The following is a 21,758-nucleotide window of genomic DNA, read 5'->3' on the forward strand; positions in this document are numbered from 1 at the left end:
TGTCATACGGCGGGCAGAGAAGCGCTTCACGACCGCGAGCGGCCGGGGGTGCTCACACCTCGGTGAGAAGTCCGAGGGAGCAGAGGGAACCGGCCAGCGCGATCATGTCGTAGCGGAGGTCCTCGACGTCCGTCTCCCACAGTTCGGCGAGGACGGCACTGGCGCTGTCGATGTCGCCGTTGTGCTGCTTGAGAGCGATCCACATGGCCGCGGCGACCGGTTCGCAGTCCACCTGGCGGCTGCTGCTGACCAGCTCGAGATGCCCGTCGGGGAGCATCCGCTGGGCGACGCCGTGAGCGGGTCTGATGGCCATCATGGCTGCCTCCGAGGGGCGGTGGTCCGGTCTGTTTCCTTGCTGCACCAAGTTTCGCGGACCCGGGCCCTTCCGGCCATGGGGGCGGCACCTGAAAGCGGCCTGGGGTTTACTCCCCCGTCAGCCGCCCGAGATCAGGGGTTGCGGACGCGAGTGCCTCCCCGCGCCATTCGCGCAAGCGCGCGGCTACAGTCGTGAGCACCCCTTCGAGCTGGGCGTTCAGGTAGAAATGCCCGCCCGGCAACACTTTCACCGCGAAGCTGCCGCGGGTGTGGCCACGCCACGCTTCGGCCTCGGCGAGGTCGACCACGGGGTCGTCCGCGCCCAGCAGCACCTGGACCGGGCAGTCCAGCGCGAGCCCGGGCTCGTGCCGGTAAGTCTCGACGGCGGTGTAGTCCCCGCGGACGGCGGGCAGCACCAGGCGCAGCAGTTCGTCGTCGCCGAAAACGGCGCTGCCGGTGCCGCTCATCTCCTTGAGGGCGGCGATCAAGCCGTCGTCGCCGAGCTCGTGGACGTCCTCGGGCCGCGGCACCGACGGCGCTGGGCACGCGGACGCGAACAGGCCGAGCGGCCGGGCGCCCCGCGCCTCGAGCCGGCACGCGACCTCGTACCCGAGCGTCGCGCCCATGCTGTGGCCGAACAGCGCCACCGGCCGGTCGATCCACGGGCCGAGGTCGTCGGCGATGACGTCGGCCATCGCCTCGAGGTCGTCGAAACACTGCTCGTCGCGGCGGTCCTGCCTGCCCGGGTACTGCACGGCGATGACGTCGGCGTCCAGTCCGCCTTCAGCGGCCGCCCGCGAGAACGGGAAGTAAGCGGTGGCCGACCCGCCCGCGTGCGGCAGGCACACCAGTCGCACCGCGGCGTCGTCGGACGCGTGGAATCGCCGGAGCCATCGGCTCGATTTCTCGTTCAGGGCAGTCACAGTTCAGGAAGTCTCCGGCCCCTTCGCGCGCCCGGCAACCCCTAGCCCGGCGTCGCCGTGCCCGTCCGCCGTGCGGCGATCCAGGCTCGCTCCAGGGGGCCGGGCGGCCGGTTAGGGGTGGGTATGCCCTGTTCACCGCTCGTAACGTACGGCGTCAGGTGGGTGCATTGGGCGATCACGGAAAACCCCGCCGAAGCCGTTCCCGGGGACCTCCCGGCAGCCGTGCCCTGGCGAACCGGCCCGCACCGCGCCGACGACCACGCGACTCAGGAGAAGGTCTGAATGAACAAGTCCGACGACAAGCTGGTTCACGCCCTCCGTGCGTCCCTGAAGGAGACCGAGCGTCTTCGCGCGCAGAACAAGAAGCTCAGCGGGGCCGGCCACGAGCCGATCGCGATCGTCGGCATGGCCTGCCGGTTTCCCGGCGGTGTGCGCACGCCGGAGGACCTGTGGCGGCTGCTGGCCGATGGCTCCGATGTCGTCGGGGAATTCCCCACCGACCGAGGCTGGGACACCGACCGCCTCTACGACCCGACCGGCGAGCGGCCCGGAGCCAGCCGCACCCGGCACGGCGGATTCCTTTACGACGCGCCTGAGTTCGATGCCGGGTTCTTCGGATTCGGCGAGCGGGAAGCGCTCACGATGGACCCGCAGCAGCGCCTGCTGCTGGAGACCACCTGGGAGTCGTTCGAGCGGGCCGGGATCCAGCCCGCGTCGGTGAAAGGCAGCCCGGTCGGGGTGTTCACCGGGGTGATGTACCACAACTACCCGGGCCACTACGGTTCCTCCGCGGTGGTGTCCGGACGGCTCGCCTACGCGTTCGGTCTCGAAGGGCCCACGGTGACCGTGGACACTGCGTGCTCATCCTCGCTGGTGACTCTCCACATGGCGGTGCAGGCCCTGCGCCAGGGCGAGTGCTCGCTCGCGCTGTCCGGCGGGGTCACGGTGATGGCCTCCCCGCAGACTTTCGCCGAGTTCAGCGTCGACGACACGCTGTCGGTCGACGGCCGGTGCCGTTCGTTCTCTGAGTCCGCGGACGGCATCGGCTGGTCCGAGGGCGCCGGAATGCTGTTGCTGGAACGGCTTTCGGACGCACGCCGCAACGGCCACCCGGTGCTCGCGGTCGTCCGCGGCAGCGCGGTCAACCAGAACGGCGCCTCGAACGGGATGATGTCGCCGCGCGGTCCGGCCCAGCAGCGGGTGATCCGCCAGGCGCTGGCCAACGCCCAGGTGTCCGGCGACCAGGTCGACCTCGTGGAGGCGCACGGCACGGCGACCCCGCTCGGCGATTCGGTGGAGGCGCAGGCACTGCTGGCCACCTACGGGAAGGAACGACCGGACGGCCGGCCGCTGCGGCTCGGCTCGATCAAGTCGAACCTCGGGCACACCCAGGCGGCGGCCGGGGTCGCTTCGCTGCTCAAGGTCGTGCTCGCGCTGCGCAACGACCGGCTGCCCAAGACGCTGCACGTGGACGAGCCGAACCACCGGGTGGACTGGGCCTCCGGTGGCGTCGAACTGCTCACCGAACCGGCGGACTGGCCGCGCGCCGACCGGCCCCGCCTCGCCGCGGTGTCCGGCTTCGGCATGAGCGGCACCAACGCGCACATCATCCTGGAGGAGGCTCCCGAAGACACCGCGGTCGAGCAGCCGGAAACCCCGGCGGGCGGCGCTATCCCGTGGGTGCTGTCCGGCCGGAACCCGGAGTCGCTGCAGGCGCAGGCCGCGCGGCTGCTGGAGCACGTTCGCGGCAATCCGGGTCTCGACCCGCTCGACATCGGCTACTCCCTCGCCACCGGCCGGTCGGCGTTCCCGCACCGGGCCGTGGTCACCGGGACTGGCCGCGAGGAACTGGTTAGCGGCCTGACCGCGGTCGCCGAGGGCGAGACCTCCGACGAGGTCGTGCACGGGGTAGCTCGCGGCGAGACGTCGACGGCGTTCCTGTTCTCCGGTACCGCCTCCGACGGTCTCGGCCAAGAGCTGAGCGCCGCGTTCCCCGCGTTCGCCACGGCGTACGAAGAAGCCCGCGCGACGCTCTCTGAGAACGGCACTGCGTTCGCGGTCGAGGTGGCGTTGTTCCGGCTGCTGGAGTCGTGGGGGATCACCCCGGACTTCGTTACCGGGCAAGGGATCGGCGAGCTGACCGCCGCACACGTTTCCGGCGTACTGTCGTTGGCGGACGCGGCCGCGCTGGTGGCGGCCGCCGACGCCGGACCCGATGCGGTCCGGAAGGCGGCCGAGCCGCTGACCTACGCGGAGCCGGAGATTCCGGTGCTGCCGGGCGGCGGCACCGAGCTGGCGACCGAGGAAGAGCTGCGCTCACCGGAGTACTGGGTCCGGCGGCTCGGTGCGAAGGCCCGTTTCGCGGACGGGATCCGGCACCTCGAAGCCCAGGGCGTGAACCGGTTCGTCGAGTTCGGACCCGCGGGCGCGCGGGAAAGCCTGACCGGGAACGCCCTCGTCGTATCCGCGCCGAGCGGCGACCGGCCCGCGGAAGCCGTGACCGCGATGATCGGAGAGCTGCACGCGCATGGGGTCTCGCCGGATTGGCAGGCCTGCTTCGCCGGCCGCGGCGCGCGCCTCGCCGAACTGCCCACATACGCCTTCCAACGGCAGCGGTACTGGATGCAGTCGGCCAAGATCTACGGCGACCCGGTCTCTCTCGGCCTAGAACCGGTGGACCACCCGCTGCTGGGTGCGGCCACCGTGCTCGCGGACTCCGAGGGTGTCGTGCTGTCCGGGCGCGTCTCCGTCAGCACCCATCCCTGGCTGGCTGATCACGCCGTGGGCGGCTCGATCCTCTTCCCCGGCACGGGTTTCGTGGAACTCGCCATCCGCGCGGGGGACCGGGTGGACTGCTCCCGGCTGCGGGAGCTGACCCTGCAGGAGCCGCTGGCGCTGCCCGCGGAAGGCGGCGTCCGGATCCAGGTCAACGTCGCGGCCCCGGACGCGTCCGGCGCGCGTTCGTTCGTGATCAGCTCGCGCACCGACGACCTGACCGGCGAAGGAACGTGGACCAGGCACGCCAGCGGGGTGCTGGCCGCCGCGAACGGTGCGGCGTCCTTCGCGCCCGCTTCCTGGCCGCCCGCCGAAGCCGAGCAGCTGGAACTCGCGGACCTGTATGAGGAAATGGCGGACCGCGGCCTGGATTACGGACCGGTGTTCCGCGGCTTGCGGGCCGCGTGGCGCGGCGCGGACGAGATCTTCGCCGAGGTGAGCCTGCCCGAACGAGCCAAGCGGGACGCGGCGGGCTTCGGGCTGCACCCCGCCGTGCTCGACGCGGCGCTGCACGCGATCGGCCTGGCGAGCGACGCAGAAGGCATCTCGTTCCCGTACACCTGGTCCGGCGTTGAGCTGTTCGCCTCCGGTGCCGCCGCGGCGCGGGTGCGGTTGCGGCGCACGGAGCCGGACACCGTGACACTGGAACTCGCCGACGTGGCGGGGAATCCGGTCGCCTCGGTCGAAGCATTGACGCTGCGGCAGATCTCCGAGGAACAGCTTGCCGCCGTTCGCGCCGCCGCACCCCGCCGGGAGCCCAGCCGCACGCCGGAACCCGTCGCGCGGCGCACCGCCAGCGCCCCGGAAACCGCTACGCAGGCCAGCGCTGAAGCCGACCCGGATTCCTTGCGGGGCAAGCTGCTTGCGCTTCCCGCCACCGAACGGCTCAAGGCCGTGCGCGGGGTCGTCCTCGCCAACATCGCCGCGGTGCTCGACCAGGACTCGGCGGACCTCATCGACGTCGACCGCGCGTTCAACGACCTCGGCTTCACCTCGCTGCTCGCCGTCGAACTGCGCAACCAGCTCGGTGCGGCCACCGGGCTGTCCCTGCCGCCCACCCTCGTGTTCGACTTCCCGACCGCGGCGGAGCTGGCCGAGCACCTGTACCAGTCGCTGCTCGGCGAGCTGGACGGCAAGCAGGAGACGGTCACGCTGACCGCCATTGCCGGGGACGAGCCGATCGCGATCATCGGCATGGCCTGCCGGTACCCCGGCGAGGTCGCCTCCCCGGAAGAGCTGTGGCAGCTCGCGTCGTCGGGCGGGGACGGGATCTCCGCCTTCCCCGCCAACCGGTCCTGGGACATGGACTACTGGCTCGGCCTGGTCGAGGCGAGCGGGCGGGTGCCCCAAGGCGGGTTCGTGCACGACATCACCGACTTCGACGCGGCCTTCTTCGGGATCGGCCCCAACGAGGCCCCGATGATCGAGCCGCAGCAGCGGATGCTGATGGAGACCTGCTGGGAGGCACTGGAGCGGGCCGGGATCGACCCGGTTTCGCTCAAGGGCAGCGACACCGGCGTGTTCGCCGGCGTCATGAAGTCCGACTACGACCCCGGGCCCGCCGGCGACATGGAGACCAACGGCCTGTTCCGCAGCACCGGCGTGCTCGGCAGCGTGGTCTCCGGCCGGGTGTCCTACGCGCTCGGCCTGGAGGGGCCGTCGGTCTCGATCGACACGGCCTGCTCGTCGTCCCTGGTGGCGCTGCACTCCGCGAGCCAGGCGCTCAACCAGGGCGACTGCTCGCTCGCGCTGATCGGCGGCGTTTCGGCGCTCACCTCGCCGAGCCCGTTCGCCCACTTCGATTCCGGCGGCACCGCGGCCGACGGCCGGTCCAAGTCGTTCTCCGCGGACGCGGACGGCATCGGCTGGTCCGAAGGCGTCGGCGTCCTCGTGGTCGCGCGGCTTTCGGACGCCGTGCGCGACGGCCGCGAGATCCTCGCGGTGATCCGGTCGAGCGCGGTGGGCCAGGACGGCGCGTCCAACGGGCTGACCGCGCCGAGCGGATCCTCGCAGGAACGCGTGATCCGCAAGGCACTCGCGCTCGGCGGGCTGAAACCGTCCGATGTGGACATTGTCGAGGCATCGGCGACCGGCTCCACCCTCGGCGACCCGATCGAGGCGCGCGCACTGCTGTCGGTCTACGGCCAGGACCGGCCCGGCGACAGTCCGCTGTGGCTGGGCTCGGTCAAGTCGAACATCGGCCACAGCCAAGCCGCTTCCGGGGTCGCCGGCGTCATCAAGATGGTGATGGCGCTGCGGAACGAGCAACTGCCGATGACCCGGTACGCGGACAACCCGACCACGCAGGTCGACTGGTCGGCGGGCCAGGTCCGGCTGCTGGCGGAAACCATCCCGTGGCCGGACGCCGGACGTCCGCGTCGCGCCGGGGTCTCCTCGTTCGGATACAGCGGCACCAACGCGCACGTGATCATCGAGCAAGCGCCCGCGCAGGAGAAGGACGAGCCCGCGGCACCCGAGTCGCACGGGCCGTTGCCGCTGCTGCTTTCCGCGCGCAGCAAGGAAGCCCTGCCGTTGCAGGCAGAGCGACTGCTGTCCCGGCTGACCGCTGACGAACCCGGACTGCCGGACCTCGCGTACTCGCTGGCCACTTTCCGCGCCCCAGCCCCGCATCGCGCCGTTGTGGTCGGTACGGACCGGCAGGAACTGCTCGCGGGGCTCGCCGCGCTGGCGAACGACGAACCCGCCGCCACGGTGCTGCGCGGCAGCGTCCGGGCGGGCGCGAAGACGGCGTTCCTGTTCGCGGGCCACGCCGTCGTCCGGCCCGGCAGCGGCAAGGACCTCTGCGCGGCCTTCCCCGCGTTCGCCCGGGAATTCACCGACGTGAGCGAGAAGTTCGCGGCGTACCTGGACCGGCCGCTGCTGGACGTCCTATTCGCCGAGGAGGGTTCGGTAGACGCGCAACAACTCGCGCGGACGTCGTTCACGCAGGCGGCGCTGTTCACCGTCCAGGTCGCCCTGTTCCGACTGCTCGAATTCTGGGGCCAGCGACCCGACTACGTGCTGGGCCGATCCGGCGGCGAGGTGGCCGCCGCACACGTCGCGGGCGTGCTTTCGCTGCCCGACGCGGTCAAACTGGTCGCCAGCCGCGCGCAGCTGCTCGAGGAAACGCCCGGCGGCGCGATGGTCGAGGTCGAAGCGAGCGAGGAGGAAATGCGTCCGCTGCTGACCGCCCGGCCGCAGGCCGCGCACTCGCCGCGGATGGACGAGGTCCTGGCGGAGCTGGCCGAGATCGCTGGCGAGCTGTCGTACGGCACCCCGCGCGTCCCGGTGGTCTCCACAGTCACCGGAGCGCTGGCCGGGGACGAACTGTCCGAGCCCGCGCACTGGGTCGCCACTTTGCGGGAGCCGGTCCGTTTCCTCGACGCGGTCCGCAGCCTCGAAGCGGCGGGAGTGAACCGGTTCGTGGACCTCGGTCCCGGCGGCGCGCTCGCGCACGATGTGCGGCCGTGCCTGACCGGGCCGGGCGAGGACGTCACCGAACTGCCTGTGCTGCCGGTCGAGCTCGCCGAGACCGCCGCGGTGCTGCGCGCGGCCGGACAGTTGCATGTGGACGGTCTCGCCCTCGACGGCACGCGCCTGTTCGCGGGCCAGCAGGTGCGGCGGGTGCCGGTGCCGCCGTACGCGTTCCACCGCAAGCGGTACTGGCCGGATGTCGACATGGAGGCGATCAGGTCGAGCGGCGACCTGGGCGCCACCGGGCTCGAGTCGACCGGGCACCCGCTCGTCGGCGCGGCGATGTGGCTGGCGGACTCGGACGGCATCGTGCTCAGCGGCCGGCTCTCCGCTGGCACTCACCCGTGGCTGGCCGAACACACCGTGGGCGGCGAGATCATGGTGCCGGGCGCGGCTTTCGTCGAGATCGCCGTCCGCGCCGGTGACGAGGCGGGCTGCTCGCGGGTCGAGGAGTTGGTCGTGCATACGCCGCTCGTGCTGCCGGAGCGCGGGAAGGTGCAGGTGCAGGCCGTGGTCGGCGCTCGGGACGAGGACGGCGCGCGGTCGCTGACGGTGTATTCGCGTCCGGACGACCCGATCGCCGGGTGGATCCGGCACGCGACCGGATCGCTGACCGGCGGGAAGGCCCGGCCGGAAGGGCTCGAGGAGTGGCCGCCCACAGACGCCGAACCGGTGCCGGTGCGATACGAGGCTCCGGCAGACGGAGGGCTCAGCCACGGCCCTGCGTTCCAGGGTCTGCGCGCGGGCTGGCGTCGGGGCGACGAGGTGTTCGCCGAGGTGAGCCTCGGTCAGGAGACGAGCCAGCAGGCCGGCCGGTTCGGTCTGCACCCGGCCGCGCTGGACGCCGCGATCCAGGCGTTCGGTCTGCTGCCCGGCGGCGAGCCGGGACTCGCGGTGGCGTGGGCGGGCGTCGAACTGCACGCCACCTCGGCGGCGAAGCTGCGCGTGCGGATGACCCCGGTCGGCGAGGACGCGGTCGCGGTGACGCTGGCCGACCAGGCGGGCAAGCCGGTCGCCTCGATCGAGGCCGTGACGGTGCGTCCGGTCGCCGAGATGCGGGAAACCGTTGCGGCACCGGCCGAAACCGTCAAAGCCGGGCCGGTCCGGGTGCGCCGCGAGGCGAGTACCGGCGTCGCGGCCGACCCAGACGTGCTCCGCAAGCGGCTGGCCGGGCAGACCCAGGCACAGCGCGAGAAAATCCTCCTGGAGGTCGTGCTCGAGCACACCGCGGCCGTGCTCGGTTACACCGACTCCGCCGAGGTCGACCCGAACCGGCACTTCCTCGAATCGGGCTTCGACTCGGTGACCGCGGTGGGCCTGCGCAACGGCCTCAACGAGGCCACCGGGCTGAGCGTGTCCCCGACGGTCATCTTCGACCACCAGAACCCGATGGCGCTGACCGTCCACTTGCTGTCCGAATTGGACGGTGCGGGCGGTGCTTCGCCGGAGGACCCGGCTTCCGACGGGCTCAAGCAGATGTTCACCGAAGCGGTCCGTTCCGGACAGACGGAGAACGGGATCGGCTTGCTGAGCGCGGCGGCCCGGCTGCGGAAGTCGTTCCGGTCGTCGGCCGACATCGACCAGCTCCCGGCACCGGTCCGAATGGCCGAAGGACCGCAGCAACCGCACCTGCTGTGCCTGTCCACCCCGGCGGCGATGGGCGGCGCGTACCAGTACGCACGGTTCGCCTCGCACTTCCGCGGCGTGCGCACGCTGTCGGCGTTGCCGATGCCGGGATTCCTGGCGGGCGAGCTGCTGCCCGAGTCGGCCGAGGCCATCGTGGACGTGCTCACCGAGAGCGTCCGCAAGGCCGTGGGCGACGAGCCGTTCGCGTTGCTGGGCTACTCGTCGGCGGGAATCTTCGCGCACGCCATCGCGGGCAGGCTGGAGGAATCGGGCACCGGCCCGGCCGCGGTCGTCCTGCTGGACACCTACGCGGCCGGCGGCGAGGACATGCAACGCAGCGACCAGGCGGAACGGGACGAGGCCACCCTCGGCCTGGTCTCGGGGCTGCTCGCGAACGAGGACCGGTACGGGCCGTACGACCGGACCAAGCTGACCGCGCTCGCCAAGTACCTGGAGGTGCTTCCCGAGGTCACCCTGCCCAAGATCGCGGCGCCGAGTCTGCTGGTGCGCCCGGAGGACCGGTTCGACGCGGGCGAGGCCGTGACCGGGGATTCGGAGGCGTGGCGGACGGCCTGGAGCCTGTCCGACGACACTGCGGTGGTCCCGGGCGACCACTTCAGCCTGGTCGAGAGCAGTTCGGCGACGACCGCGCAGGCCGTCGAGGAGTGGCTCGGCTCGCGGTAGCCGCGTAACTCAGGCGGCGGAGGTGCCCCGTTCGGCGGGGTGCCTCCGCCGTTTCCGCGCGCGGAAACGGCGCTGCACGCCGAGCGTCACCGGACGCCGACCCGATCGTGCCCAGCTGCCGCCTTCCGCTCCGCAGCGCCCGTCGAGTAAACTGTGCAAGCCCTACACTAATCAAGCTGAGAGGCTACGGGAATGGTCGTGGCGGCATCCAAGCCCGCGCCGGAACGCGTTCTGGCCGAAGGTCCGCTGTCGTGAACGCGACCCGCCGGTTCGCGGGCCGGGTCACCGAGCTGGACCGGAAACTGGCGGCCACCGAGATCGAGCACGCCCGCTCGCAAGGCGAGTACGACGTCGCCGAGGCGGCCCGGCGGCTGGCGCGCGTCCAAACCGCGACCACGCAAGCCGCGCTGCGGGTCGCGGTCGCCGGACAGACCGGGGACGTCATCCCGCCCGCGCTCGAGGCGGCGCCGCGGGTCGCGATCGCGCTGTGGCTGCTCGTCAGCGTCGTCCACATCGTGATCTGGCTGTTGGACGGCGTCCTCAACGGGGACTGGGATCCGTCGTGGCTGCTCTGGGTGCTGTTCGGCGGCGGCGTGCTGGCGGGCGGCGTATGGGCCGCGCGCGAGTGGGACCGCCGCCTGCGCGCGGTGTCCGGGGCGGGCGGATAAGGCTGGGCTGTCGACGGCGAAGCACGACCGGGGTGTCCCTGATCGGCTGCGCAATAGGGGTACTGGGGCATCTCCGGCGCGGTTAATCTCGGATCAACCATTCGCGCCGGGCGTGCCCCGGTTTCCTTTTCCTGGAGTGGATTCCATGCGTGTGCTCATGGCCGCCCCGTCTTCGCCCGCCCGGCTGCACAATCTCGCGCCACTCGCGTGGGCATTGCGGACGGCGGGCCATGACGTGAAAATCGCCGGACGCCCTTCGTTCACCGAGGAGATCCTCCGCACCAGTTGCGTGGCCGTCGAGCTGGAAAGCGGTGCCGAAGAGGCGCTCGCCGAGTCCGCGGCCTTGGCCGAGTTCGCCGAGTTGTGGCGCCCCCAGGTCGTGGTCTCCGACGCCCTCGCCCCGGCGGGAACGGCCGCCGCGCGAGCGGTCGGAGCTGTCGCCGTCCGCGTCCTCGGCGCGCTGGACGAGCCGGACGCGGACGACACCGCAGACGTCACTTTGGACACCGTGCCGCCGTCGCTGCGGGCCGGTGACAGTGCCGTCCGAGCCGTGCGGCACGTGCCCTACTTCGGTCCCGTGGTGGTGCCGAACTGGTTGCGGCGCAAGGCACGACGCAGTCGCGTGCTGCTTTCCCTCACCGATGAAGCGTTGTTCGGCCCGCTGTTCGACGCGGTCGCGGGAGCCGACTTCGAACTCGTGTGCTCGGCCCGCGTACCGGAGGGGGTCACGCTGCCGGCCAACGCTCGGCTGGTCGACTCCGTGCCGCCGGCCGCGCTGCTGCCGACGTGCGCCGCTGTCATCCACGACGGCGACGCGGCCCTCGCGCTCGCGGCGGCCGCGCACGGCCTGCCCCAGCTTTCCCTTGCCGAATCAGCGATCACCGCGCGCATCGCGGCCGCCGGTGCCGGGAAGACCGGCTCCAGCGAAGCGGCCCGCACGCTGACGGCCGACGAGGAGCTCGGCCGTGCCGCGAAGGCGTTGCGGGAAGAAATCGCGGCACTGCCCGCCCCGCGCACCGTGGTGGACGAACTGATTCGCTGACCGCACCGCAGAAGTCCGTGAGGGCCGCCTTGAGGGAATGAATTTCCCGCAGGGCGGCCCTCCCGCATGTCCGCCGGTCGCCGACCCCGGACTCCGTCGGTTAGGGGTGGGACGGGGCACCACATCTGGATAGCGTTTTTCCCGGAATCACCTGGAAATCGCGGCAACTTCCCGAGGCGGTCGATTACGTGAGTGCCAATTTCTGCTTCGCCCGCGCCGGACTGGGGGCAATGACGTGAGCACGGAAAACGAGGGCAAGCTGCTCGGTTACCTCAAGCGCGCCACCGCGGAACTGCGCGAGGCGAAGCAGGCGCTGCGGGACGCGCGGGAGGCCGAGACCGAGCCGATCGCGATCGTCGGCATGGACTGCCGCTACCCTGGCGGCGTCGCTTCCCCGGAAGACCTGTGGGAGCTGGTGGCGACCGGCACCGACGCCATCGGCCCGTTCCCGGCCGACCGCGGCTGGGCTCTGGACGCGCTCTACGACCCTTCGGGCGAGCGGCCCGGCACCACGAACACCCGCGAGGCAGGCTTCCTCTACGACGCCGCCGAGTTCGACCCCGAGTTCTTCGGCATCTCGCCGCGCGAGGCCCGGGCGATGGACGCCCAGCAGCGGCTGCTGCTGCAGACGTCCTGGACCGCGCTGGAGCGGGCCGGCATCGTGCCGGAGACGTTGCGCGGCAGCAACACCGGTGTGTTCGCCGGGGTGATGTACCACGACTACCTCGGCCACGAAGCCGCTGGCAGCGTCGTCTCCGGCCGGGTCGCGTACGCGCTCGGGCTGGAGGGCCCGGCGGTGACGGTGGACACCGCGTGCTCGTCCTCGCTCGTCGCGCTGCACTGGGCCGCCCAGGCGCTGCGCCGCGGCGACTGCGCGCTGGCTCTCGTCGGCGGGGTCACGGTGATGGCCACGCCCGGGACGTTCGTGGACTTCGCCGAGCAGCGCGGCCTGTCGGACGATGGCCGCTGCAAGGCGTTCGCCGCGAGCGCCGACGGAACCGGCTGGGGCGAGGGTGTCGGCGTGCTCGTTGTCGAGCGGCTGTCCGACGCCCGCAGGCTCGGTCACGACGTGCTCGCCGTGGTGCGCGGCAGCGCGGTGAACTCGGACGGTGCCTCCAGCGGGCTCACCGTCCCCAATGGACCGGCGCAGCAGCGGGTCATTCAGCAGGCGCTCGAATCGGCCGGACTGTCCACTTCGGACGTCGACCTCGTCGAAGGACACGGCACCGGGACGAAGCTGGGCGACCCGATCGAGGCGCAGGCCCTGCTGGCGACCTACGGTCAGCGCTCCGAAGCAGCGGGCGAGCCGCTCTGGCTCGGCTCGCTCAAATCGAACATCGGGCACGCGCAGGCCGCGGCCGGTGTCGGCGGCGTGATCAAGGTCGTGCAGGCTATCCGCCACGGCGTGCTGCCGAAGACCCTGCACGTGGACGCGCCCTCGCCGCACGTCGACTGGTCGGCGGGCAAGGTCGAGCTGCTCACCGAGTCCCGTGCGTGGCCCGAAGTGTCCCGGCCGCGGCGTGGCGCGGTGTCGTCGTTCGGCATCAGCGGCACGAACGCCCACGTGATCGTTGAGCAGGCGGAGGCGGCCTCGAAGGAGCCGACGACCCCGCCCGCGCTGCCGGTCGTCGCGTGGCCGGTGTCGGCCGACTCGGCGGACACCCTGGCCGCGCAGGCACCGCGGCTCGCCGCTGCCGAAGGTTCGCTTGCCGACATCGGTTTCTCCCTCGCCACAACGCGTTCGGCGCTGGACCACCGGGCCGTCGTCGTCGGTGCCGACCACGCGGAGCTGCTTGCCGGGCTGAACGCGCTCGCCGAGGGTGCCGACGCGCCCGGCGTAGTGCGCGATCGGCGGGGCAACGGCCGCATGGCGTTCCTGTTCACCGGTCAGGGTGCCCAGCGCGCCGCGATGGGCCTGGCGCTCGCCGAGCAGTACCCGGCCTTCGCCGAAGCGCTCGACGCCGTGGCCGCCGAACTGGACCAGCACCTGGACAGTCCACTGAGGACGGTTCTCGAAGACGAGGAAGCACTGCAGCAGACCGGCTTCACACAACCGGCGCTGTTCGCTGTCGAGGTCGCGCTGTTCCGGCTGCTGGAAACCTGGGGCGTGCGGCCGGACTTCCTCCTCGGGCACTCGATCGGCGAGCTGGCCGCGGCGCACGTCGCCGGAATCCTCTCGCTGCGCGACGCCTGCACGCTGGTCGTCGCGCGCGCGAAGCTCATGCAGGCCCTGCCCGCGGGCGGCGCGATGGTCGCGATCCAGGCCACCGAATCCGAGGTGACGCCGCTGCTCACGGACGAGGTGAGCATCGCCGCGATCAACGGCCCGGACGCGCTCGTGGTTTCCGGTACCGAAAAAGGAACCGCCGCCGTCGCCGCTCAGTTCGAGGGTCGCAAGACCTCGAAGCTGCGCGTCTCGCACGCTTTCCACTCGCCGCTGATGGACCCGATGCTCGCCGAGTTCGCCTCCGTCGCGAAGAAGCTTTCCTATGCCGCGCCTGCGATCCCGATTGTCTCGACGGTCTCGGCCGACGCCGACCTCACGACCCCGGAGTACTGGGTGCACCAGGTCCGCGCGGCCGTCCGGTTCCACGACGGCGTGCGCACGCTGGCCAGCGAAGGCGTCCGGACGTTCGTTGAGATCGGGCCGGGCGCGGTGCTCACCGCCGCCGCGCGAACCGCGCTGGACGACGACGCACTCGCCTTCGTCCCGGCTCAGCGCAAGGACCGCGCCGAAGCCCACACCGTCGTCACCGCGCTCGCGACCCTGCACGCCCGGGGGGTTCCCGTGGACTGGGCCGCGTTCTACACCGGTGCCCGACGAGTCGCACTGCCCACCTACTCGTTCCGCCGCACCCGCTACTGGGCACCCGCCACCATCGCCGCCGGGGACGTCGCGGACCACGGCCAGGAGCCCGCCGGACACCCCGTGCTGAGCGCCGTCGTGCGAGTCCCGGACTCCGACACGCTCGTGCTGACCGGCCGGCTGTCGACCACCACCGCACCGTGGCTCGCCGACCACGTCGTCCTCGGCACGATCCTGTTGCCCGGCACGGCTTTCCTCGAACTGGCGCAGCGCGCCGCCGACGAAGCGGGCTGCGCCCGGATCGAGGAGCTGACGCTGCACGCTCCGCTGACCCTCGCCGAGGGCGCGGGCGCGGCGATCCAGGTTTCGGTGGACGCCGAGGACGACGGCCGCCGCCGGATCGCCGTCCACTCGCGACCCGACGGCCAGGACGCCTGGATCCGGCACGCCGAGGGGTTCGCCGGAACCGAGGCGGAGCCGCCGTCGTTCGACTTGGCCGAGTGGCCGCCGGCCGGTGCCGTCGAGGTCGAGCTGGCCGACCCGTATGCGCGGCTCGCGGAGCTGGGCTACGACTACGGCACTGCTTTCCAGGGCCTGCGGGCGATGTGGCGCGACGGCGACGACGTGTACGCCGACGTCGTCCTGCCCGACGCCGCCGATGCCATCGGTTACGGCCTGCACCCGGCGCTGCTCGACGCCGCGATGCACGCCCAGCTGCTCGGCCCGGCGCCCGAGGACGGCGAAGCGAAGCCGATGCTGCCGTTCGCGTTCAGCGGCACCACCCTGCACCGCGCGGGAGCTGCGGCGTTGCGGGTGCACGTCTCGCCGACCAGTCCCGACACCATCACGCTGCGGATCGCCGACGACGCGGGCTCGCCCGTGCTGTCCGTCGAATCCCTTGCCGCGCGGCCGATCTCGCTGGACAAGCTGGCGTCGACCCGGGATTCGCTGTTCCGGGTGGAGTGGGAACCCGCCGGGAACAACGGGAACGCCGCGGGCGCGAAGGTGCTGGAAGTGTCCACTCCGGACGGTCCGCCGCCCGAAGCGGCCCGCACGGTCACGCGACAGGTGCTCACCGCAGTACGGGAACTGCTCGCCGAGGACGGAGAGACCCGCTTGGCCGTGGTCACGCGCGGCGCGGTGTCGGTCGACGGCGAGGACGTCGACCCGGTCCTCGCTCCGGTGTGGGGCCTGGTGCGGGCGGCCGAAGCCGAAAACCCGGGCCGCTTCGCGCTCGTCGACCTCGACGGGAACGGCACCGCCGAAGCCGCCTTGGCCACCGGCGAACCGGAAACCGCCGTCCGCGGCGGCAAGGTTCTCGTGCCGCGCCTGACCCCCGCGACTCCGCCAGCCGGGGAGCTGAACTGGAACCCGGACGGGACCGTCCTCATCACCGGCGGCACCGGCGGGCTCGGCGCGGTCGTCGCGAAGCACCTGGTGACGCGGCACGGCGTGCGCCGCCTGCTGCTCACCAGCCGCCGGGGTGCCGACGCGCCCGGCGCGGCCGAACTGCGCGAAGAACTCCGGCGGCTGGGCGGTGAGGTGACGATCGCGAGCTGCGACGTCACCGACGCGGCGTCCGTGCGGTCGCTGCTCGATGCGATCCCGGCCGAAGCGCCGCTGACCGCCGTGCTGCACGCCGCGGGCGTCCCCGCCGCCGGCCGGGTCGAGGCCCTCGCCGCCGACGAACTGGACCGCGTCTTCGCCCCCAAGGTCGACGGCGCGTGGAACCTGCACGAGCTGACCGGCGACCTGGCCGCGTTCGTCCTGTTCTCCTCGGCCGCGAGCACCGTCCTCGCCGCAGGTCAGGCCGGGTACGCCGCCGCCAACGCCTACCTGGACGAGCTGGCTCGCCACCGCCAGGCCCAAGGGCTCGCGGCGACGGCACTGGCCTGGGGTGCGTGGGCCGAGGACGGCGGCATGGCAGGCGAACTGGACGAGGCCGACTTCCGCAGGCTGCGCCGCCTCGGCACGCCGCCGATGGCCACCGAGGAAGCCCTCGCGCTGCTCGACGCGTGCCTCACTGCCGAGGACGCCGTGCTCGCGCCGGTGAAGCTCGACCTCGCGGCCCTGCGCGCCCGCAGCGACGCTCTTCCGCCGGTCCTGCGCGGGCTCGTGCGGCCCGCGCCGAGCCGCCGCCCGGCCGCCCGCTCCGGAGCCGCGGTCGCCGCCCGGTTGGGCACGCTGCCCGAGTCCGAGCGCGAGGCCTACCTCCTGAACGTGGTGGCCGAGCAGGTCGCGGCGGTGCTGGGCTTCGCTTCGGCCGCGTCCGTCGAGCCCGAGCGGGCCTTCCAGGAAATGGGGTTCGATTCGCTCACCTCGGTCGAGCTGCGCAACCAGCTCGGCGCGCTGACCGGCCTCAAGCTGACCGCGACCATCGTGTTCGACCATCCGACACCCGCCGCGCTCGCCCGGCGCCTGCACGAGCTGCTCGGCCCGGCCCGCGGCGCCGCGGAGCCGCTGCTGACCGAGATCGACCGCCTGGAAACCCTCCTCGGCGGCGCGGCCGGCACGCTGAACGGCTCGACCGCGAAGGTCGCCGCGCGACTGGACGCCCTGGTGCGCAAGTGGACCGACGCGCACGCGGGAGCCGAAACCGAAGCCGGTCTGGACGAAGCCACCGACGACGAGCTGTTTGCCGTGCTGGACGACGAATTGGGCATCTCATGAACGGGCAGACCATGAGCAACGAGGACAAGCTCCGCGACTACCTGAAGCGTGCGACGGCCGATCTCAAGCAGGCCCGCCGCCGGCTGCACGAGCTGGAGGCGCGCGACACCGAGCCGATCGCGATCATCGGCATGAGCTGCCGCTACCCCGGGGGCATCGCGACGCCGGACGACCTGTGGGACGTCGTCGACGAGGGCCGCGACGTGATCGGCGAGTTCCCGGCCGACCGCGGCTGGGACATCGAGGGCGTCTACGACCCGACGCCCGAGCGGCCCGGCAAGACCTACACGCGCCACGGCGGTTTCCTTTACGACGCGGCGAATTTCGACGCCGAGTTCTTCGGCATCAGCCCACGCGACGCCCGTCGTGCCGACCCGCAGCAGCGGATCCTGCTCGAAGCGTCCTGGGAGGCCATCGAGCGCGCCGGGCTCGACCCGCACGCGCTGAAGGGCAGCCCCACCGGTGTCTTCGCCGGTGTGATGTACCACGACTACAGCGGCGGAAGCCCCGAAGGCAGCCTCGTGTCCGGTCAGGTTTCCTACACGCTCGGTCTCGAAGGACCGTCGGTGTCGGTGGACACCGCGTGCTCGTCTTCGCTGGTGGCACTGCACATGGCCGCCCAGGGACTGCGTCGCGGCGACTGCACGCTCGCGCTGGTCAGCGGCGTCGCCGTGATGGGCACGCCGGAGATGTTCGTGGACTTCTCCAGCCGCCGCGGTCTGGCCGCGGACGGCCGCAGCAAGTCGTTCTCCGACGACGCGAACGGCACGTCGTGGGCCGAGGGCGTCGGCGTGCTCGTGCTGGAACGCGTTTCGGAGGCGCGCCGCAACGGGCACCAGATCCTTGCGCTGCTGCGCGGTTCCGCGGTGAACCAGGACGGCGCGAGCAACGGCTTCTCCGCTCCGAACGGCCCCTCGCAGGTCCGGGTGATCGAGGCGGCGCTCGCCGACGCCGGACTCTCAGTGTCCGATGTGGACGCTGTCGAGGCACACGGCACCGGAACCGCGTTGGGTGACCCGATCGAAGCGCAGTCGCTGATGGAAACCTACGGGCAGCGCACGACGGGGGAGCCGCTGCTGCTCGGCTCGATCAAGTCGAACATGGGTCACCCGCAGGCCGCCGCCGGCGTCGCCGGGGTGATCAAGATGGTGCAGGCGCTGCGGCACGCCAAGCTGCCGAAGACGCTGCACGTCGGCACCCCGTCGACGCACGTCGACTGGACCGCGGGCGCGGTGGAACTGCTGACGGAGCCGCGCGAGTGGCCCGAGATGAACCGGCCGCGCCGCGGGGCCGTGTCCTCGTTCGGCGTGAGCGGCACCAACGCGCACGTGATCCTGGAGCAGGCACCGAGCCAGGAGCGGGAAGAACCGCCCGCGCCGGTGGTCCACCCGCTCGTGCTGTCGGCGAAGACCCCCGCCGCGCTCGCCGCGGCAGCGGGCCGGATCGCGTCCCATGTGGACAGTCACGCCGACGTGCTCGCCGACATCGCGCACACCCTCGCCACCGGACGAGCCCGGCTCGACCACCGCGCGGTAGTTGTCGCGCAGGATTCCACACAGGCTGCGGAAGCGCTGCGGGCGTTGGCTTCCGGCGGATCGCGCCCAGACGTCGTCACCGGTACCGCCGACGCACGCGGCAAGACCGTGTTCGTGTTCCCCGGCCAAGGCTCGCAGTGGACCGGAATGGCGACCGCGTTGCTGGAGCAGTCGCCGGTGTTCGCCGAGCGGATGGCCGAGTGCGACGCGGAACTGCGGAAGTTCGCGGACTGGTCAGTGCTCGCAGTGCTGCGCGGCGAACCCGGCACCCCGCCCGCCGACCGCGTGGACGTGGTGCAGCCGATGCTGTGGGCGGTGATGGTCTCGCTGGCCGCGCTGTGGCGGGCGCACGGCGTGGAGCCGGACATGGTGATCGGCCACTCGCAGGGCGAAATCGCCGCCGCGAGCGTCTCGGGTGCACTGTCCCTTGAGGACGGTGCCCGGGTGGTCGCGTTGCGCAGCAAGGCGATCGGCGACGTCCTCGGCAGCCGGGGCGGCGGGATGCTCGCCGTCGGCCTGCCCGCCTCCGGCCTCGGCTCCCGGCTCGACGCCTGGGACGGCCGGATCTCGGTGGCCGCGGACAACGGCGCCACGTCGGCCGTGCTGTCCGGCGACGGCACCGCCCTTGACGAGCTGCGCGACCAGCTGGTCGAGGAGGGATTCCGCGCCAAGCGGGTGCCGGTGGACTACGCGTCGCACTCCGCACATGTCGAGCACCTCGCCGACCGGCTGCTGGCCGACCTTGCCCCGATCACCCCCGGCGCGGGGATGGTCGCGATGACCTCCACGGTGACCGAGGAGCCGGTGACCGAGTCCACTATGGACGCCCGGTACTGGTTCACCAACCTGCGCACGACGGTCCGCTTCGCGCCGGTGGTCGCGAAGCTCGCCGAGGCGGGTTACACGCGGTTCATCGAGATCAGCCCGCATCCGGTGCTGGCCATGAGCATCCAGGAGACCCTGGACGAAGGCGGCCACAACGGTTCCGTCACCGGGACCCTGCGCCGCGACGAAGGCGGTCTGACCCGGTTCGCGACCTCGCTGGCCGAGCACTCGGTCCGCGGCGGCGCGGCGGATTGGGCCTCGCTGGTTCCTGGCGCACAGCTCGTGGAACTGCCGACGTATCCGTTCCAGCACAAGCGCTTCTGGCACGAAGAAGAGGCCGCGGCGGTTCCGGTGACCGGAGCGCAGGTCGCCGACCAGGACTTCTGGCAGGACATCGCCGCGGGCGACGTCGACGCGCTCGCCACCCGGCTCGGCGTCGAAACCGCCCCGTTGGCCGAGGTCGTCCCGGCATTGGCCGCCTGGCACGGCCGCCGCACCGATCTGTCCACAATAGAATCCTGGCGCTACCGCGTCTCCTGGGCACCGGTGAGCGTCGCGGGCGAGCTGGCCGGAACCTGGCTGGTCGTCGTCCCCGCCGACGTTCCCGAAGCGACCGAGCTGGCTGACGCACTCGCCGCGCAGGGCGACGTCGTCCGGGTGATCGCGACGGCGGACCGAGCGGAACTGGCCGGGCAGCTCACCGAGGCGACCGCGGTGCGGCCGTTCGACGGCGTGCTGTCGCTGCTCGCGCTCGACACCCGCGAACACGCGGAGCACCCCGCGCTCAGCACCCCGGTCGCCGCCACCGTCGCGCTGCTGCAAGCCTTGCGCGACACCGGGGTTGACGCCCCGGCGTGGGTGGTCACTCGTGATGCGGTCGCGGTGGACGCCTTCTCCGACGCCGACCCGGCCGCCGCGGCGGTGTGGGGACTCGGCACGGTCGTCGCGCTCGACCAGCCCGCCGCTTGGGGCGGCCTGGTCGACATCGAGGGCCCCGCGGACGCCGCGCGGCTGGCCGCCGTGGTGTCCGGGACCGACAACGAGGACCAGGTCGCGATCCGGCCGTCCGGGGTGTTCGCCCGGCGCATGGTCCGCGCTCCGCTGCCCGCGACCGACGCGGAGTGGAAGCCGCGGGGAACGGTGCTGGTCACCGGCGGCACGGGCGCGGTCGGCGCGCACGTCGCCCGCTGGCTGGCCGGACGGGGCGCCGAGCACCTCGTGCTCACCAGCCGCCGCGGTCTCGACGCTGAAGGCGCGCGTGAGCTGGTCGAAGAGCTGGCTGGCACCCGCGTCACGGTCGCGGCCTGCGACGTCACCGACAAGCAGGCGCTCGCGGCGTTGCTGACCGAGCACCCGCCGACGGCCGTGGTGCACGCCGCGGGTGTGCTGACCGACGAGCCGGCCCTCGCCGACGTCACGCCCGCGGAGTTCGCCGCCGCGACCCGCGCCAAGATCACCGGCGCGGCCCTGCTCGACGAACTGCTGGGCGACACCGAGCTGGACGCGTTCGTGCTGATGTCCTCCGGTGCCGCCGTGTGGGGCACCTCCGGTCAGCCCGCTTACGCCGCGGGCAACGCCTACCTCGACGCGCTCGCCCGCCGTCGCCGCGCCGCGGGACGCACCGCGACCGCGGTCGCGTGGGGCTCGTGGGGCGGCGGGGGCATGGTCGACGCCGAAGCGAGCGACCTGCTGCGCCGCATCGGCCTGGCCGAGATGGCCCCGGAACTCGCGGCCGAGGCACTGGGCCAGGCGCTGGACCGCGACGAGACCCACCTGGTGGTCGCCGACATCGACTGGACCGCGTTCGCCCCGGTGTACCAGCTCGCCCGGCCGCGGCCGCTGCTGCGCGCGCTGGCCGAGGTCGCCGAGGAGGAGACCGGCCCGGTCGAGGACACCGGCGACCTGAAGGGGAAGCTCGCGTCGCTGACGCCCGCCGAACAGCAGCGGACGCTGCTGGAGCTGGTCCGCGGCCAGGTCGCCGTGGTCGCCGGATACGACAACGGCTCGGCGGTCGAACCGGCCCGCGCGTTCAAGGAACTCGGGTTCGACTCGGTCACCGCGGTCGACCTGCGCAACCGGCTCGGGGCCGCCACCGGCCTCAAGCTCCCGGCCACCGTCGCGTTCGACCACGTCAACCCGCAGGCGCTCGCCGAGCATCTGTGGACCCAGCTGGGCGGCGGCGAGGCGGCGGTCCCGCTGGAGGCGGAACTGGACCGGCTCGAGGCGGTCGCGTCCGCTCTGGACGCCGCGGAGATCGACCGGTCCCGGATCGTCGTCCGCCTGCAGGCGATGGTGACCGCCCTGCACCAGACCCTGGCCGGCACCAAGGCCGCCGACGTCCTGCAAACCGCGACCACGGACGAGCTGTTCGCCCTCATCGACAACGAGCTCGGCGCCTGAGCGCACCCACCCAGC

The 21,758-nt window shown here is 72.3% G+C and carries 5 protein-coding genes and 2 pseudogenes; 5 read left to right on the plus strand and 2 right to left on the minus strand.

The window, feature by feature from the left end; genetic code table 11:
* Positions 1 to 52: 52 nt before the first annotated feature.
* The gene (locus WA670_RS11360) at positions 53 to 316 is read right to left on the minus strand and encodes a hypothetical protein (protein ID WP_051172840.1); all 264 of its coding nucleotides are present in this window, start codon (positions 314 to 316) and stop codon (positions 53 to 55) included.
* Between the two features lie 106 nt (positions 317 to 422).
* Positions 423 to 1,238 (minus strand): thioesterase II family protein, encoded by an 816-nt coding sequence (locus WA670_RS11365; protein WP_336157652.1) that lies wholly within the window; start codon positions 1,236 to 1,238, stop codon positions 423 to 425.
* 297 nt (positions 1,239 to 1,535) lie between these two features.
* Between WA670_RS11365 and WA670_RS11370 the strand changes: the two are divergent.
* The 5 genes and pseudogenes from WA670_RS11370 to WA670_RS11390 form a co-directional block, all read left to right on the plus strand.
* Positions 1,536 to 9,797: pseudogene (locus WA670_RS11370) on the plus strand (beta-ketoacyl synthase N-terminal-like domain-containing protein); the annotation flags it as partial.
* A 251-nt stretch (positions 9,798 to 10,048) separates the two neighbouring features.
* On the plus strand, positions 10,049 to 10,465 hold the full coding sequence (locus WA670_RS11375; RefSeq protein ID WP_043836763.1) for a DUF1707 domain-containing protein: 417 nt from the start codon (positions 10,049 to 10,051) through the stop codon (positions 10,463 to 10,465).
* Between the two features lie 145 nt (positions 10,466 to 10,610).
* Entirely contained in the window at positions 10,611 to 11,507 is an 897-nt protein-coding gene (locus WA670_RS11380) for a nucleotide disphospho-sugar-binding domain-containing protein (RefSeq protein ID WP_336157654.1), read from the plus strand.
* A 247-nt stretch (positions 11,508 to 11,754) separates the two neighbouring features.
* Positions 11,755 to 16,983: pseudogene (locus WA670_RS11385) on the plus strand (SDR family NAD(P)-dependent oxidoreductase); the annotation flags it as partial.
* Between the two features lie 41 nt (positions 16,984 to 17,024).
* Positions 17,025 to 21,743, plus strand: coding sequence for a type I polyketide synthase (locus WA670_RS11390; RefSeq protein WP_442893089.1), 4,719 nt, complete (start codon positions 17,025 to 17,027; stop codon positions 21,741 to 21,743).
* Positions 21,744 to 21,758: the final 15 nt, after the last annotated feature.

This window comes from Amycolatopsis sp. VC5-11, assembly GCF_037034185.1.
Lineage (GTDB): Bacteria > Actinomycetota > Actinomycetes > Mycobacteriales > Pseudonocardiaceae > Amycolatopsis > Amycolatopsis nivea.